The organism is Streptomyces sp. NPDC048436, from assembly GCF_043200355.1.
Taxonomy (GTDB): Bacteria; Actinomycetota; Actinomycetes; order Streptomycetales; family Streptomycetaceae; genus Streptomyces.
The window spans coordinates 117444-132974 of sequence record NZ_JBICXP010000014.1 but is presented as its reverse complement, the minus strand read 5'-3'; the positions used below and the strand labels follow the sequence as shown (position 1 = coordinate 132974).

Below are 15531 nucleotides of genomic sequence, written 5' to 3'. Positions count from 1 at the left end.
CGACGGTTCCATTCGACAAAAAGCCCCAGACCCCCTCTTTCCTGCACTGATGTCACCCTTCTTTGTCGACATGTAACTACAGCGTGTTGCCGACATGTGACATTCTGCTGGAACCGCGTTTGCCGCAGCCCCGCGTCCGGTATTCAGGTGGAGGCTGCGTTCCTCCGACGGGAGCGTCCGCCGGAACCGTCCGCGACCTCAAGGGGGTGGCATGTCCGCAGAACAGGGCAGCTCGAAGGTGCTCACGCTCACGAAGAGCGAATCAGCGCCCGACGCGCTTGTGAGTCCAGTAGTTTCCGGGTCTTCCGGAGCCATCGACACCCGCACCCTGTCCCGCTCCCTGTTCCTGCGGCTCGCCGCACTCGACAAGGACAGCCCGGAGCGTGTCTACGTAAGGGACACGCTGATCGAGCTCAACCTCCCGCTCGTCCGGTACGCGGCAGCACGCTTCCGCAGCCGCAACGAACCGATGGAGGACATCGTCCAGGTCGGCACGATCGGCCTCATCAAGGCAATCGACCGCTTCGACTGCGAACGCGGCGTGGAATTCCCGACGTTCGCGATGCCGACGGTCGTCGGTGAGATCAAGCGCTTCTTCCGCGACACGAGTTGGTCGGTGCGTGTTCCGCGCCGCCTCCAGGAGTTGCGGCTCGCCCTGACGAAGACGAGCGACGAGCTGGCGCAGCGGCTCGACCGCTCGCCGACCGTGCCCGAACTCGCCAAGGCGCTCGGGGTGTCCGAGGAGGACGTGGTCGACGGTCTCGCCGTCGGGAACGCGTACACGGCCTCGTCGCTCGACTCGCCCGCGCCCGAGGACGACGGCGGCGAGGGCTCCCTCGCGGACCGCCTCGGCTACGAGGACACTGCCCTCGAAGGCGTCGAGTACCGCGAATCCCTCAAGCCGCTGCTCGCCAAGCTGCCGCCGCGCGAGCGCCGCATCATCATGCTGCGCTTCTTCGCCAACATGACGCAGTCGCAGATCGGCGAGGAGGTCGGCATCTCGCAGATGCACGTCTCACGGCTTCTCACGCGGACGCTTTCGCAGCTGCGGGAAGGGCTTATCGCCGACTGAGCGGGGTGGCCCTGCCGGGTGCCGAGTGAGGCCTGGCGGGGTCAACTGGGTTCAGGGCGCGTTGTGTTGCAGGGTGTTGCGTGGTGTTGCACGGTGTTGCTGACGGGGTTCCTAATTGACGGACCGTCAGCCACACTTGCGCGATGCGACGTGGCATGCGGAACATATTGGGTGCTTCCACGGCCGTCCTGTGCCTGGGCGGGCTGCTGGCTGCCTGCGGCTCCGAGGACGGCGACGGCTATGTGGCCACCGGTGCGGCCGACTCTGAGCGGGCGCCGGCGCGGGCGGTTGCGCCTACCGGGGATGTGGAGCTTGTGCCGCTGGACGGGGGCGGGGCCGAGGGGGCCTCACCGGGCGGTAAGGGTGGTGGCTCCGGGGCGCCGGAGCGTGGCGGTGGTGACTCCGTGGGTAAGTCGCCCGGCGGGATGGCAGGTTCAGGGTCTCCGGCCGGTCCGGACGACCGTGACTCCTCGACTCACAGCGCCAAGCCCGGTCGTACGAGCGGGAGTTCGGGAGAGCCCTCGGAGGGCGACCCGGGGGGCGGTGCGTCCGGGACTCCGTCCGCGCCCGGTGGGGGCGCCAGTACGCAGCCGAGCGGGCCCGCGAAGCTGAGCGTCGGCGAGCCGGAGCGGGAGCCCGCGGGTGACCGCTGGTGCGAGAAAGTGACCGTCGCCTTCCGCAACACCGGGGGGTCGCCGGTGCGTTCGGGCACGGTCACCTTCGGTACGCACGTGATCGGTGCCCTTGGCGTTGACTGGGCGACTGTTCCGTCCACCGAGAAGCTGCCTGTGCCTATCGGCGGGGGGCAGCGGGTCGAGAAGAGGTGGACTGTGTGCGTGGAGGCTTGGCGGGTGCCGCTGGGCATGCATGTCGAGACGCTGGACGTCTCGGTGAAGTGGGACTCCTGAGCACTGCCGGGTAGCTTCGGTGCCGGTAGCTCCGGCGCGAGGTCCGCCACCGGGCCGCCGTCACCTGCGCGTCCGCCGTGGCTGGTCGCGCAGTTCCCCGCGCCCCTTCGGGCGCAGCCCCGCCCGGGAGGTCTACTTCAGGGCCAGCCACGCCACCCCCGCCACCACCACGAGCGCCAGTACGACGCCGATGATCAGGCCGATGCGCGGGCCCGACGGTGCCGCTGCCGGTTGTTGGGTGCGGGACTGGGGGGACTCGTCGACGAAGGCGCGGAACATCTGCGTGCTGCCGGCCGGGTCGGGGGTGTTCTGGGGGCCCTGGGGGTTGTGTGCCATAGCGCAGGACCCTAGCGAACGCTGGGGGGTCGGCCCAACCCCCGCTGACCATGGACTTTACGAGCAGAGCCCCAGAGCTTTGCCGACTCTTTAGGGCGTTGGTCCGGTTTTAGTTTGCCTGCGGCAACCAACTGTCTCTATGGTTGCCCTAAGCAACAACATAGGAGGTGCCGTGGCCGCGCAGCGTCAGTACGAGGAGCTGGCCCGTCAGCTCAGCGCCATCGGCGCCGTCAAGCGAGGCCTCGGAAGGGGCCTGCCGCACGACTGCCCTGGCGGATCGGCCGCCGTACTCGTCCTGCTCGACCGGCACGGTTCGATGCGGATGAGCAGGCTCGCCGAGCTGCTCGCCGTCGACATGTCGGTGACCAGCCGCCATGTCGCCCATGTCGCGGATAAAGAGTGGATCCTCAGGGAACCCGATCCCGCGGACAAGCGCTCCCGCATCCTGAGCCTCTCGCCCCAGGGCAAGGCCAAGGTCGGAGAACTCAACGACCTGTCCATCCAGACGCTCACCCACTACTTGCATGACTGGTCAGACGACGAGGTCGTCCAGCTCAGCACGCTGCTCGCGCGCCTGCGCGACAGCTTCGGGGACTGCCGTGCGGCTTCGGCCCGGCTTCCCCTCCCCTCAGAAGAGACCACCCGTACACCCGCGTAACGAAGAGGAAGCCCATGGCAACAACCACACCATCCGGTGTGCGGGGCAGCCACGCCAAGCACGGAGCGGCGGCGCACGACGACAAGACGCCGATGACGCACCGCCAGATCATGGAGGCCCTTTCCGGCCTGCTGCTCGGCATGTTCGTCGCGATCCTTTCGTCGACGATCGTCTCCAACGCCCTGCCTGAAATCATCGGCGACCTGGGCGGCGGCCAGTCCGCCTACACCTGGGTCGTCACCGCCTCGCTTCTGGCGATGACGGCGACCACGCCCCTGTGGGGCAAGCTCTCGGACCTCTTCAGCAAGAAGGCCCTGGTCCAGATAGCCCTGATCATCTACGTGGGCGGTTCGATCGTCGCGGGTCTCTCGCAGAGCCCCGAGATGCTGATCGCCTGCCGTGTCGTGCAGGGCATCGGCGTGGGCGGTCTCTCCGCCCTCGCGCAGATCGTGATGGCCGCGATGATCTCGCCGCGCGAGCGCGGCCGTTACTCCGGCTACCTCGGCGCGACCTTCGCCGTCGCCACCGTCGGCGGCCCGCTGCTCGGCGGTGTCATCACCGACACGTCGTGGCTCGGCTGGCGCTGGTGCTTCTACGTCGGCGTGCCCTTCGCGATCATCGCCCTGATCGTCCTGCAGAAGACCCTGAAGCTCCCCGTCGTGAAGCGGGACGTCAAGGTCGACTGGGGCGGCGCCTTCTTCATCACGGCGGCCGTCTGCCTGCTCCTGGTCTGGGTGACCTTCGCGGGCGACAAGTACGACTGGATGTCCTGGCAGACCGGCGCCATGGTCGGCGGTTCGATCGTCCTCGGCCTGCTCTTCCTGCTCGTCGAGTCCAAGGCGAGCGAGCCGATCATCCCGCTGCGGCTCTTCCGCAACCGCACCATCACCCTCGCCTCCCTCGCCTCGCTCTTCGTGGGTGTCGGCATGTTCGCGGGCACGGTGTTCTTCAGCCAGTACTTCCAGCTGGCGCGCGACAAGTCGCCGACGATGTCCGGTGTCATGACGATCCCGATGATCGGTGGCCTGTTCATCTCCTCGACGGTGTCGGGCCAGATCATCACCAAGACCGGCAAGTGGAAGGTCTGGCTGGTCGCCGGCGGTGCGCTCCTGACCGCGGGTCTCGGCCTGCTCGGCACGATGCGCTACGACACCGAGTACTGGCACATCGCGATCTTCATGGCCCTGATGGGTCTGGGCATCGGCATGATGATGCAGAACCTCGTGCTCGCCACGCAGAACCAGGTCGCTCCCGAGGACCTCGGCTCCGCGAGCTCGGTCGTCACCTTCTTCCGTTCCCTCGGTGGCGCCATGGGCGTCTCGGCGCTCGGCGCCGTGATGGCGACCCGCATCACCGACTATGTGAAGGACGGCCTGGCCGACCTCGGCCCGAAGGCCGCGCAGGCGGGTCACGGCGGCACGGGCGGCGGCGGCATCCCGGACCTGGACAAGCTCCCGGCCCCGTTCCGCACGGTCATGGAGAGCGCCTACGGACACGGCATCGCCGACGTCTTCCTGATCGCGGCCCCGCTGGCCTTCCTCGCTTTCCTGATCACGATCTTCATCAAGGAGGTCCCGTTGCGTACGTCGGGTGCGCTGGCCCAGGCCAGTGAGTCCTCGAACGCCGACGCCCCGGCGGCCGCGGCCGCCGCGACCGCCGCCGACGAGCAGCCGGTTCTCGCCTCCGTCGCGGCTCACACCGAGACGGGCCCCGAGGGCACGCAGAAGCTCGCCGCGGTGGCGTCGTCGGCCACGGGTGACGCCCCGCTGCAGACCACCGGCGGCACCCCGGTCCGCGGCTTCGTCCGCGGCGCGGAGAGCACTCCGGTCCCGCGGGCCGCGGTCACGCTGATCTCCCTCGGGGGTCGCCAGCTGGGCCGCGCGGTCGCGCAGGGCGACGGCTCCTACGCGGTCGACGCCCCCGGCGCCGGCTCGTACGTACTGATCGCCTCGGCCGACGGCTTCCAGCCGCAGGCCTCCACGATCGTCGTCTCCGACGAGGCCCTCACGTACGACATCCTGCTGAGCGGCACGAGCGGCCTCAGCGGTGTGGTGCGGGCCTCCGACGGCAAGCTGCCGGTGGCGGGCGCGATGGTCATCGTGACCGATGTGCGCGGCGATGTCCTGGCCACCGGGCTCACCGGTGAGCAGGGCGAGTTCACCTTCGCCGAGCTGGTCCCCGGACAGGTCACCATCGCGGTGAACGCCGCGGGACACCGCCCGATGGCGCTGCCCGTCGAGGTCGGCGCGGTCGGCGTCACCCGGGTCGAGGTCGAGCTGAACGCCGGTTCGCAGGTGCTCGGCACGGTGCGTGCCGCGGACGGTCCGCTGAACGACGCGCGGGTCACCCTGGTGGACGCGGCGGGCAACGTCGTCTCCACCGCCACCACCGGGTCGGACGGCGCGTACGCCTTCACCGACCTGGACAGCGGCGAGTACACGGTCATCGCGACCGGCTACCCGCCGGTGGCGACGGGCCTGACCGTCTCCGGTGAAGGTGTCAGCGACCACGACATCGAACTCGCCCACCCCGGCGAGTAGTTGACCCCGGCCCGTGCGCGCGCTCTGAGCGGATGCGTGCGCGCGGGCCGGTGTGGGAAGGGCCCCCGGGTCGGTGGTGACGTACACGGCAGGGGACGGCCGTGTCACCGCCGCCGGGGGCCGCACTCTTTTTGAGCTTGAGAGCTTTTGAGCTCTTGGCATTTTGAGCTTTGGCAAGGAGCAAACGGGATGGGACTCAGCGCTCGGATTCGGACGCGCGACGGGTGGGCGGTATCGCACGCCGTCGTCACCCTCACCGACATGACCGGTACGCAGGTGCTGCGGGCCGCGGCGGACGGAGAGGGAGCCGTGCGCGACGCGACGGAACTGCCTCCGGGCCCGTACACCGTCATCGTCACCGCGGTGGGCTACGCGCCCGTGGCCTCGACGGCGCTGGTCACGGCCAGCGGCCGTGCGGAGGTCGGCAACATCGTGCTTGCCCGGCAGGGTGGCACGGAGCTGCCGCCGCCCGGGCCCTGGACCATCGACCCCGCGCACTCGACGGTGGGGGCGGTCGCCCAGCATCTGGGGATCACCAGTGTGCACGGGCGGTTCACGGAGTTCGGGGGGCGGGTGGAGATCGCCGAGGACGTGGAGAAGTCGCGCGTCGAGGCGGTCATCAGGTCGGCGTCCATCGACACGGGCAACGGCATGCGGGACGGTCACCTGAAGTCGCCCGACTTCCTGGACGTCGAGCAGTACCCGGAGCTTGTCTTCCGGTCGAACGGGCTCACGCCCGCCGGTCCGGACCGCTGGACGGTGCACGGTGAGCTGGGCATGCACGGTGTCGTACGCCCGGTCGACCTGGACCTGAGCTACCTCGGCACGGGCGCGGATCCCTGGGGCGGGACCCGGGCGGCGTTCCGGGCCACGGCGGAGCTGCGGCGTGAGGACTTCGCCATGAACTACAACCAGGTGGTGCAGGCGGGCATCTCGGCGATCGGGACGACGCTGCGGGTGGAGCTGGACATCCAGGCGGTGCAGGGGGAGAGCCTCCCGCAGGTCTAGGCGGGAACAGGAGGGGCGCGGCGTAGGGTGCGATGCATGGCACCCGACATCGCGACCAACACCACCGTGTCCCTCGATGAGTTGCTGGACTTCGTTCGGCCACGGCACCGCGCCATCCTGCTGACCGCCCGCGCGGACGCGACCCCGCAAGGCTCCCCCCTGACCTGCGGGGTCGACGACTCCGGGCGCATCGTGGTGTCCACGTACCCGGAGCGGGCGAAGACGCGGAACGCCAAGCGGAATCCGCGGGTCAGCATCATGGTCCTGAGCGACGAGTGGAACGGCCCCTGGGTCCAGATCGACGGCACGGCCGAGGTCATCGACTCCCCGGAGTCGGTGGAGCCCCTCGTCGAGTACTTCCGGAACATCTCCGGCGAGCACCCGGACTGGGACGAGTACCGCGAGGCGATGGTGAAGCAGGGCAAGTCCATCATCCGGATCACCCCGGAGCGCTGGGGCCCGGTGGCCACGGGCGGATTCCCCGCGGCGAAGGCCTAGCGGCACGGCCAAGGCCCAGTGGCCCGCTAGAGCATCGCCTCGATGCCCGCGACCAGCAGGTCGAGGGCGACCGTGAAGTCCAGCTCCCACATCTCCTCGACCGTGGACCCGCCCCGCGCCTCCATCATGTCGGCGGAACTGTGCAGCACGTCCTCCAGGCCCGGCTGGGCGCTGACGGCACCCATGGCCTCCTTGAAGTACTGCTCCGGGGTCAGCCCGGCCGCCGCGCACCGCGCGATGTAGTGGCCCTGCACGGTGCCGAATCCGTAGACGAACTGGAAGACGGCGGCGATCGCCCCGGCCTGCTTCTCCGTCGGCAGGCCGGTCCCGCGGACCACCTGCTGCACGGCCAGGGAGAACTTGATCCAGTTCGGGCCGATGTTCAGGTAGTTGCCGACCAGCGGCGAAACCCAGGCGTGCCGGACCAGCAACGCCCGGTACTCCTGGGCCAGTCCACGCAGCGAGTCGCGCCACGGGGCGGCGCTGAGGGACTCCGGGTCCGGCAGGCGCATCTCCCCCGCTGCCGCGTCCAGGGCGAGTTCCAGCAGGTCGTCCTTGGTGTCGACGTACCAATACACGGACATCGCCGTGACGTTCAGATCCGCGGCGAGCCGGCGCATGGAGAACTTGGCGAGGCCCTCCTCGTCCAGGAGGCGGACCGTGGCCTCGGTGATGCGGTCACGGTCGAGGCCGGTCGGCTGATCACTCCTGCGGCTGCCCGCGCCGTTGCGGGCGGCCTTGCCCTCCAGCCAGACGCTGGTCCGCGCGGGGCGCTTCGCGCGGTCGGCTGCCTTCGCCATGGGCGCACCTTCCTGGTCCTGAGCTCTTGAAACGGTGGCCCGGAGGTGCCGGTGGCACCGGTGGTCCGGGGGCGGGCGACAGACCGGAATCGCTCGGTCCGTCGCCCGCCGACGATGCTATGCGGACACCTCCGCCGACTCCGTCTTGGCAGAGTCTGCCCTTTCCGCCCGCTTCAGCAACGCGGCCGCCAGCATGCCTCCGACGAACACGGCGACCGCGCCCACCAGCTGACTGGTCTCAAGGCCCGAGGAGAAAGCGTCGGCGATTTTCGCGCGTTCGCCCTTCGACTCGGCGGCGGCGAGCGCGGCGGGCAGCGACACCGCGGAGACCGTCACGAGCGAGGCGAACCGGGAGTTGAGGACGGCGCCGAGGACGGCGACGCCAAGCCCGTTGCCGAACTCCGCGAGCGTGCCGTTGACGCCCGCGCCCACGCCCGCCTTCTCCGGCGGGATCGCGCTCATGATGGCGTTGGCCATGGCGGGCATGGCGAGCGCGATGCCCGCGCCCATCACGATGAGCCCGATCAGCATGCCGGTGTAGTTGTCGCCGCCGAGTACGGCGATCGCGACGAGGCCCGCGGAGAGCAGGGTCATGCCGATGGCGATCGTCGCCGGGGTGCTAGTCCTCTTCAGGAGCCGTGCGCCGAGGCCGGTGAGGTTGAGCGCGACGACGGTGACCGCGAGCGGCGCCGTCCGCAGGCCCGCCTCCAACGGCTCGTATCCGAGCACGAATTGAAGGTGCTGGGTGAGCAGGAACAGCGAGCCGCCCATGCCGAAGGCGACCAGGATGGCGCCCGCGACGGCGCCGATGAAGCGCTGGTTGCGGAAGAAGTGCATGTCCAGCATCGGGTACGGGATGCGCAGCTCCCAGACGACGAAGACGCCGAGGACCACGACGCCCACCACGGCCGCGAGCAGCACCTGCGTCGACGTCCAGCCGTGCTCGGGCCCGGAGATGATCGCGTAGACCACCGAGGCCATACCTATGGTCGAGAGCAGCGCTCCGAGCAGGTCGGGGCGATCGCCCTGCGGGTTCTTGGACTCGGGGACGAGCTTGACGACGGCGGCGAGCGCGACGATCACGACGGGGATGTTGATCAGGAAGATCGCGCCCCACCAGAAGTGGTTGAGCATGACGCCGCCCATCAGCGGGCCGACGGCGAAGCCGAGGGAGTTGACGGTCGACCAGAGGCCGATCGCCTTCATCCGCTCGGTGTCGTCGAAGATCTGCACGATCACGGCGAGCGTGGTGGTGATCAGGAGCGCGCCGCCGATGCCCATCCCGGCCCGCGCGGCGATGAGCTGCGTGGAGGACTGGGCGAGACCCGCGACGAGCGATCCGATGCCGAAGAGGGCGAGGCCCGCGGTGAGCATCTTCTTACGGCCGTAGCGGTCGGACGCGCTGCCCGCGGTGAGCAGCAGGCCGGACTGGACGAGCGAGTAGGCGTTGATCATCCACTGGATGTCGGCCGTGGACGCGTCGAGCTCCTCGGTGAGGGAGGGGATGGCGACGTTCAGGACGGTGTTGTCCAGGAGGACGGTGAGCTGGGCGAGGCAGATGACGCCGAGGATCAGCCAGCGTTGGGGGTGTCCTTGTGGGACTTGGGGGATCTCGGCGGCCGTCGATGCCGTCATGCCCTCTCTCCTTCTGCTTATACGGTGTACGTGGGGTCAGCGACGTACACCGTAAAGCATCTCTCGTACGGTGTACAAGAGAGTTTCCGGAGGGGGAGAGGGCGGGACGGCATCGACGGCGGCGGTCAGGCCTTAGATCAGGTCAGGCCTTCGGCTGCGTCAGGTCGTAGAACGTGGCGCTGCCCACCGTGACCTTCTTGAAGGTGTCCTCCACCCAGGAGGTGATCTTGGAGGAGGTGCCGCTGTCGCCGCCCATGCCTCCCATGCCACCGCCCGAGATGAAGTAGTGGATCTTCCCGCTCTCGACGTACTGCTTGAACTGCGCGAGCGTCGGGGACGGGTCGCTGCCGTTGAAGCCGCCGATGGCCATCACCGGGTCGCCGGTGGCCAGCTGGTAGCTCGCGGCGTTCTGCGAGCCGATGGCCGCCGCCGCCCAGGTGTAGTCCCCGGCGTTCGACTCCAGGAGCTTCTTCGCCTTGGCGCTGACCTGGGCGCCGTCGAGGAGGCCGCCCATGCCTCCGCCTCCGCCTATTCCGCCGCGCTCACCGGTGGCGCCGCCGGGCATGGTGCCCCGCTGCTTGCCCTGCTGGCTGTTCTGGCCCGGGGGCCGGCGCATACCGCCGCCGTTCTGGCCGCCGGTGGGGGGCTGCATGGCTTTGCCGTTCTGACCGCCGGGGGGCAGCTGCATCCCCCCGCGGCCGTCCCCGCCCGGGAAGCCGCCCCGGGGGCCGCCGCCCATCCCTCCCGCCGAAGCGGGACCCGCGGTCACGATCGACCCGGTGTGCGCGCTGTTCACGGTGGAGAGGGTGTACGCGACCGGCCCCGCCACGGAGGCGGCGAGACTCAGCCCCACGGCCGCGAGGGCCAGTTGGCGCCCGACGCGAGCCACGAGCAGCAGACCGAGCGCGCCCACCAGACCGCCGACGAGCACCGCCCAGCGCAGCCACGGCAGGTAGTCGGGGGTCCGGCCGAGCAGGACGTACCCCCACCACGCCGTCCCCGCGACGGCCACGCCGAGCAGCGCGCCCGCCCACCACCTGGCCCGCTCCTCCCACAGGACCGTGGCGCCCATGCCGATCAGGGCGGCGATGTAGGGGGCGAGGGCGATCGTGTAGTACTGGTGGAAGATCCCCGCCATGAAGCTGAAGACGGCCGCCGTCATCAGCAGCGCACTGCCCCACGCCACGAACGCCGAGCGCGTGGTGTCGGTCCTGCGGGCCTTCCAGGTGAGGACGATGCCGCCGACGAGCAGGATCAGCGCGGCCGGGATCAGCCACGAGATCTGGCTGCCGACCTCGGAGTTGAACATCCGCCCGAGCCCGGTCTCGCCCCACTGACTCCCGCCCGCGCCGCCGCCAGGTCCGCCGCCCCCGCCCACGCTGCCGGTCTCGTCGCCGCTGATGCGGCCGAGGCCGTTGTAGCCGAAGGTCAGCTCAAGGAAGGAGTTGTTCTGCGAGCCGCCGATGTACGGGCGCGATGACGCGGGCCACAGCTCCACGATCGCCACCCACCAGCCGCCCGCGACGATCATCGCGAGCCCGGAGAGGGCGAGCTGGCCGAAGCGCTTGCGCAGCCGCACGGGTGCGCACACCGCGTACAGGACCGCGAGCGGCGGCAGGATCAGGAACGCCTGCAGCGTCTTGGCCAGGAAGGCGACACCGACGGCGACACCCGCCCAGACCAGCCACTTGGTGCGGCCGTTCTCCAGGGCGCGAAGGACGCAGTACACGGTGACGGTCATCAGGAGCGCGAGCAGCGCGTCCGGGTTGTTGAACCGGAACATCAGCGCGGCGACGGGCGTCAGCGCGAGCACCGCGCCCGCGATGAGCCCGGCCGCCGGGCTGAAGCGACGGCGGACGGCGGCGTACAGGACGCCGACCGTCGTGACGCCCATGAGCACCTGCGGGGCGAGCACCGCCCAGGAGTTGAGCCCGAAGACGCGTACGGACAGCGCCATCGGCCAGAGCGCGGCCGGGGGCTTGTCGACGGTGATCGCGTTGCCCGCGTCGAGCGAGCCGAAGAACATCGCCTTCCAGCTCTGGCTGCCCGCCTGGACGGCCGCGGAGTAGAAGGAGTTGGCGTAGCCGGAGGCGCTGAGGTTCCAGAGGTAGAGGACCGCGGTGGCGAGCAGCAGCCCCAGGAACGCGGGGCGCGCCCAGCGCGGGTCCTCGGGCCGCCCGCGCCAGGCCCGGGCGAGGAACCCGCCCGCGGCGGCCCGCCGGTGGCCTGCGCCTTCGTGGGGCGGGGCGGCCGGTGGCGGGGGCGCCGGATGGGCCGAGTGATCGGGGTGGGTGGTCGTCATCGCGCGTTCCTCGGGTCGTGGGTGTCCGCGGCTGCGGTGACGCGGAGGTGCTGGTCGTCGTGGGGGAGTTGCTCGTACCGGATCGCGGGAGCCGCCGCTGTGTCCCGTCGCTCGGGGAAGACCCAGGCCCGCAGGAGCAGGAACCGCAGCACGGTCGCCGCGAGGTTGGCGGCTATCAGCACGGCGAGTTCCGTGGAGTGGGACGGGGAGCCCGACGCCGCGCCGAGCGCGGCCAGCGAACCGCTGGTCAGGACCAGGCCGATGGCGAAGACCACCAGGCCCTGCGCCTGGTGCCGCATCGCGCGGTCACGCCCGCGCACCCCGAAGGTCAGGCGCCGGTTGGCGGCGGTGTTGGCGACCGCTGACACAAGCAGGGCGAGGGCGTTGGCCACCTGCGAGCCCGAGAACGTACGGAAACCGGAGTACAGGAGCAGGTAGAAGAGCGTGGAGAGCGCGCCGACCACGCAGAAGCCGACGAGCTGGCGGGCGAGGCCGCCCGGCACTCCGGTCAGCTGACGGTCGCGCGGGTCGTCCCCGAAGGGACGGGCAAGGCGGTCGAGCGGGAGCGCGCCGACCGCGAGCGCCCTGCCCACGCGCCACACGCCCTTGAGGTCGTCCGTGGCCGTCCTGACCAGGTGGACGGTGGAGTCGGGGTCGTCGACCCAGTCCACCGGCACCTCATGGATGCGCAGGCCCGCCCGCTCGGCGAGCACCAGCATCTCCGTGTCGAAGAACCACCCCGTGTCCTCGACCAGCGGGAGCAGCACCCCCGCCACATCGCCCCTGATGGCCTTGAACCCGCACTGCGCGTCGGAGAAGCGCGCCTGAAGGGAGCCGCGCAGGATGAGGTTGTAGCTGCGCGAGATGAACTCCCGCTTGGGGCCGCGCACCACCCGCGAGCTGCGCGCGAGCCGGGAGCCGATCGCCAGGTCCGAGTGGCCGGAGATCAACGGCGCCACCAGCGGGAGCAGCGCGTTGAGGTCGGTGGACAGGTCCACGTCCATGTAGGCGAGGACGGGGGCGTCCGAGGCGGACCAGACGGCGCGCAGCGCCCGCCCGCGCCCCTTCTGTTCGAGCCGTGTGTAGCGGACCTCTTCGCTCGACGCCGCGAGCTGCGCCGCCACCTCGGGGGTGCGGTCCGTGGACGCGTTGTCCGCGATGGTGATGCGGAAGGGGTAGGGGAAGGTCGACGCGAGGTGGTCGTGCAGGCGCCGCACACACGGCCGCAGGTCCTTCTCCTCGTTGTAGACGGGGATCACGATGTCCAGGACGGGTACGGGTACGTCGCGCCGTCCGGCGGGAAGGTGGGCCCGCGCCGGCAGAGGGACCGAGCAAGCGCCGCCCGGGGAAGAGTCGGTTTGCATGACACCGACATTCGCCAAGTGGTCTGTCAGGGCCGTGTGGTGAGCCTGTGGCCCGCCTGTGAGTGCGGTACAGGGGCGCTGACCTGGTCCGATACGGCGGGCAGCGTCACCGCGAACACGGTTCGTCCCGGCACGCTGTCGACCGTCACACCGCCGCCGTGCGCCGCGACGATGGCCTGCACGAGGGCGAGGCCGAGCCCGGTGGACCCGGCGTTGCGGGAGCGCGAGGCGTCGCCGCGGGCGAAACGCTCGAAGACGTGGGGGAGGAGGGCGGGGGCGATGCCGGGGCCGTCGTCCTGGACCTCCAGGCGGACGCCGGGACCGGCCGCCCGTACGCGAGCGGTGACCTTCGTGCCCGGTGGCGTGTGCGTACGCGCGTTGGCGAGGAGGTTGACGACGACCTGGTGGAGACGGGCGGCGTCGGCGTGGACGAGCGCGGGCTCGTCCGGCAGCTCAAGGGACCAGACGTGGTCGAGGCCGGCGGCGCGCGCGTCGCTCACGGCGTCCACGACGAGCGGTGAGAGATCAGTGCTCTGATACGAGAGCGGCAGTCTGGCTCCGGGGCCCCCGGGGCCTCCGGGGCCCCCACCGGACCGTGCGCCATCCCGCCCCTCGTCGAGCCGCGCGAGCAGCAGCAGGTCCTCCACGAGCCCCGTCATCCGCTGCGCCTCGGACTCGATCCGGCCGAGGGCATGCCGGGTGTCGGGCCCGGTCGTCTCCCGCCCCCTGCGCGTCAGTTCGGCGTACCCGCGGATCGAGGCCAGCGGCGTACGCAGCTCATGGCTGGCGTCCGCGACGAACTGCCGTACCCGCGTCTCGCTCTCCTGGCGTGCGTGCAGCGCGGAGTGCACATGGTCGAGCATCCGGTTGAGCGCGGCGCCCACCTGCCCGACCTCGGTGTTGGGCCCCGTGTCGGGGACGCGCTCGTACAGCGTCACCTCGCCGCTGTGCAGGGGGAGTTCGGAGACCCGTGTCGCGGTCGCCGCGACCCTGCGCAGCGGTCGCAGCGCGACGCCGACCATGACCGCGCCCGCGAGCGACGCGGCCACCAGGCCCGCGGCGGTGACGCTGACCTCGACGATGACCAACGTACTGAGAGTGTTCTGCACCTTGGTGGTGGGGATGCCGACGAGGAAGTCGCCGCTCGGCCCCGCCGCGTACTTCACGCGGTACTCGCCGAGCCCCGGGATGTCGACGCTGTGCGCCTTCCCGTCACGCGGGACGGAGCCGAGCGCGGCCGACTCCGCCGCGTCGAGCTGCTCGGTCCGCGGCTCGTAGCTGCCGCTGGCCGGCTCGGTGCTGACGAGGGCCTGACCGACCGAGCCGTCTTCGTCGACGACGGCTCCGATGGTGCCGACCTCCTGGGGGCCCTTGGAGACGAACCGCAGCGGATCGTCCGGATCCCCGGGAAGCCTCGTGTGCCCTCCGGAACCCGAGTCGTCCTTGCCCCCTAAGACGGGCGGGCCCTCCGCCCGCATCGCGACCGCACCGAGCGCGTGGTCGAGCTGCTCGTAGAGGTGCGAGCGCAGCGCGATGGTCGTCACCGTGCCGATGACCGCGCAGACGACGGCGATCAGCGCGACCGCCGAAACGACGAGCCGCGTCCGCAGCGACCGCGGCTGTCGCCGCCGCTTCATGAGACGGCTGCGCCCTCGACCGCGGGCGCAGGCTTGATCAGATACCCGGCACCGCGCCGCGTATGGATCATCGACTCGCGGCCGACGTCGATCTTCCTGCGCAGATACGAGATGTAGAGCTCGACGACGTTGGCCTGACCCCCGAAGTCGTAGTTCCACACGCGGTCGAGGATCTGCGCCTTGCTGAGCACGCGCCGCGGATTGCGCATCAGGAAGCGCAGCAGCTCGAACTCGGTGGCGGTGAGGTGGATGGAGTCCCCGCCCCGCGTCACTTCATGGCTGTCCTCGTCGAGGGTCAGATCCCCCACGGCCAGGACGGACTCACTGCGCCGGTCGGAGGCCCCCGCCCGCCGGATGAGGCCGCGCAGCCGTGCGACGACCTCCTCCAGGCTGAAGGGCTTGGTGACGTAGTCGTCGCCCCCTGCGGTGAGCCCGGCGATGCGGTCCTCGACGGCGTCCTTGGCCGTCAGGAACAGCACCGGCACATCGGGAAGCTCGCGCCGCAGCCGGCCGAGGACGGCGAGGCCGTCCATGTCGGGCAGCATCATGTCGAGCACGACGGCATCGGGCTTGAAGGCCCGCGCGGTACGCACCGCACCGGCGCCGTCCCCCGCGCTGCGGATCTGCCAGCCCTCGTAACGCAGGGCCATGGAGAGCAGCTCCGTCAGCGACACCTCGTCGTCGACGACGAGCACGCGGACGGGGCTTCCGTCCGCCCTGAGCAGTTCGGTACGCCCCTGGGGCAAGGTCGTAGTCATGACGGACAGCGTGCG

The 15531-nt window shown here is 70.5% G+C and carries 13 protein-coding genes; 6 read left to right on the top strand and 7 right to left on the bottom strand.

The genetic code is table 11. The features are described from left to right. The first annotated feature begins 211 nt into the window (after window positions 1–211). The gene (locus ACGFX9_RS34180) at window positions 212–1072 is read left to right on the top strand and encodes an RNA polymerase sigma factor SigF (RefSeq protein WP_393482294.1); all 861 of its coding nucleotides are present in this window, start codon (window positions 212–214) and stop codon (window positions 1070–1072) included. Between the two features lie 155 nt (window positions 1073–1227). Continuing rightward, window positions 1228–1980 carry a hypothetical protein gene (locus ACGFX9_RS34175; protein WP_393482292.1) on the top strand — a complete coding sequence of 251 codons (753 nt, stop codon included), beginning with the start codon at window positions 1228–1230 and terminating at the stop codon, window positions 1978–1980. A 132-nt stretch (window positions 1981–2112) separates the two neighbouring features. On the opposite strand, the gene ACGFX9_RS34170 is transcribed toward ACGFX9_RS34175, so the two are convergent. Further along, a complete protein-coding gene (locus tag ACGFX9_RS34170; protein ID WP_393482289.1) occupies window positions 2113–2316 on the bottom strand; it encodes a hypothetical protein in 204 nt (67 codons plus the stop codon). A gap of 172 nt (window positions 2317–2488) precedes the next feature. On the opposite strand from ACGFX9_RS34170, the gene ACGFX9_RS34165 reads away from it, so the two are divergent. From ACGFX9_RS34165 to ACGFX9_RS34150, 4 genes are all read left to right on the top strand, one after another. Continuing rightward, window positions 2489–2974 carry a MarR family winged helix-turn-helix transcriptional regulator gene (locus ACGFX9_RS34165; protein WP_393482286.1) on the top strand — a complete coding sequence of 162 codons (486 nt, stop codon included), beginning with the start codon at window positions 2489–2491 and terminating at the stop codon, window positions 2972–2974. A gap of 14 nt (window positions 2975–2988) precedes the next feature. Continuing rightward, on the top strand, window positions 2989–5514 hold the full coding sequence (locus tag ACGFX9_RS34160; protein WP_393482283.1) for an MFS transporter: 2526 nt from the start codon (window positions 2989–2991) through the stop codon (window positions 5512–5514). 189 nt (window positions 5515–5703) lie between these two features. Next, window positions 5704–6522 (top strand): YceI family protein, encoded by an 819-nt coding sequence (locus tag ACGFX9_RS34155; protein ID WP_393482280.1) that lies wholly within the window; start codon window positions 5704–5706, stop codon window positions 6520–6522. A gap of 36 nt (window positions 6523–6558) precedes the next feature. Beyond that, on the top strand, window positions 6559–7020 hold the full coding sequence (locus ACGFX9_RS34150; RefSeq protein WP_393482277.1) for a PPOX class F420-dependent oxidoreductase: 462 nt from the start codon (window positions 6559–6561) through the stop codon (window positions 7018–7020). A gap of 26 nt (window positions 7021–7046) precedes the next feature. Here the strand turns inward: ACGFX9_RS34150 and ACGFX9_RS34145 are convergent, their stop codons facing one another. The 6 genes from ACGFX9_RS34145 to ACGFX9_RS34120 form a co-directional block, all read right to left on the bottom strand. Then, window positions 7047–7820, bottom strand: a complete 774-nt coding sequence (locus tag ACGFX9_RS34145; RefSeq protein WP_393482274.1) for a TetR/AcrR family transcriptional regulator — start codon at window positions 7818–7820, stop codon at window positions 7047–7049. A 117-nt stretch (window positions 7821–7937) separates the two neighbouring features. Further along, window positions 7938–9455 carry an MFS transporter gene (locus tag ACGFX9_RS34140; RefSeq protein ID WP_393482271.1) on the bottom strand — a complete coding sequence of 506 codons (1518 nt, stop codon included), beginning with the start codon at window positions 9453–9455 and terminating at the stop codon, window positions 7938–7940. A 142-nt stretch (window positions 9456–9597) separates the two neighbouring features. Further along, window positions 9598–11757: an ArnT family glycosyltransferase gene (locus ACGFX9_RS34135; RefSeq protein WP_393482268.1), complete on the bottom strand. Its 2160-nt coding sequence runs from the start codon at window positions 11755–11757 to the stop codon at window positions 9598–9600. Beyond that, complete coding sequence (locus ACGFX9_RS34130) at window positions 11754–13121, bottom strand: glycosyltransferase (protein ID WP_393482265.1); 1368 nt, start codon at window positions 13119–13121, stop codon at window positions 11754–11756. The genes ACGFX9_RS34135 and ACGFX9_RS34130 overlap by 4 nt, the downstream gene beginning before the upstream one ends. Window positions 13122–13147: 26 nt before the next feature. Continuing rightward, a complete protein-coding gene (locus ACGFX9_RS34125; RefSeq protein ID WP_393482262.1) occupies window positions 13148–14758 on the bottom strand; it encodes a sensor histidine kinase in 1611 nt (536 codons plus the stop codon). Next, the gene (locus ACGFX9_RS34120) at window positions 14755–15516 is read right to left on the bottom strand and encodes a response regulator transcription factor (RefSeq protein WP_393482259.1); all 762 of its coding nucleotides are present in this window, start codon (window positions 15514–15516) and stop codon (window positions 14755–14757) included. Before ACGFX9_RS34120 ends, ACGFX9_RS34125 begins: the two co-directional genes overlap by 4 nt. Window positions 15517–15531 lie beyond the last annotated feature (15 nt).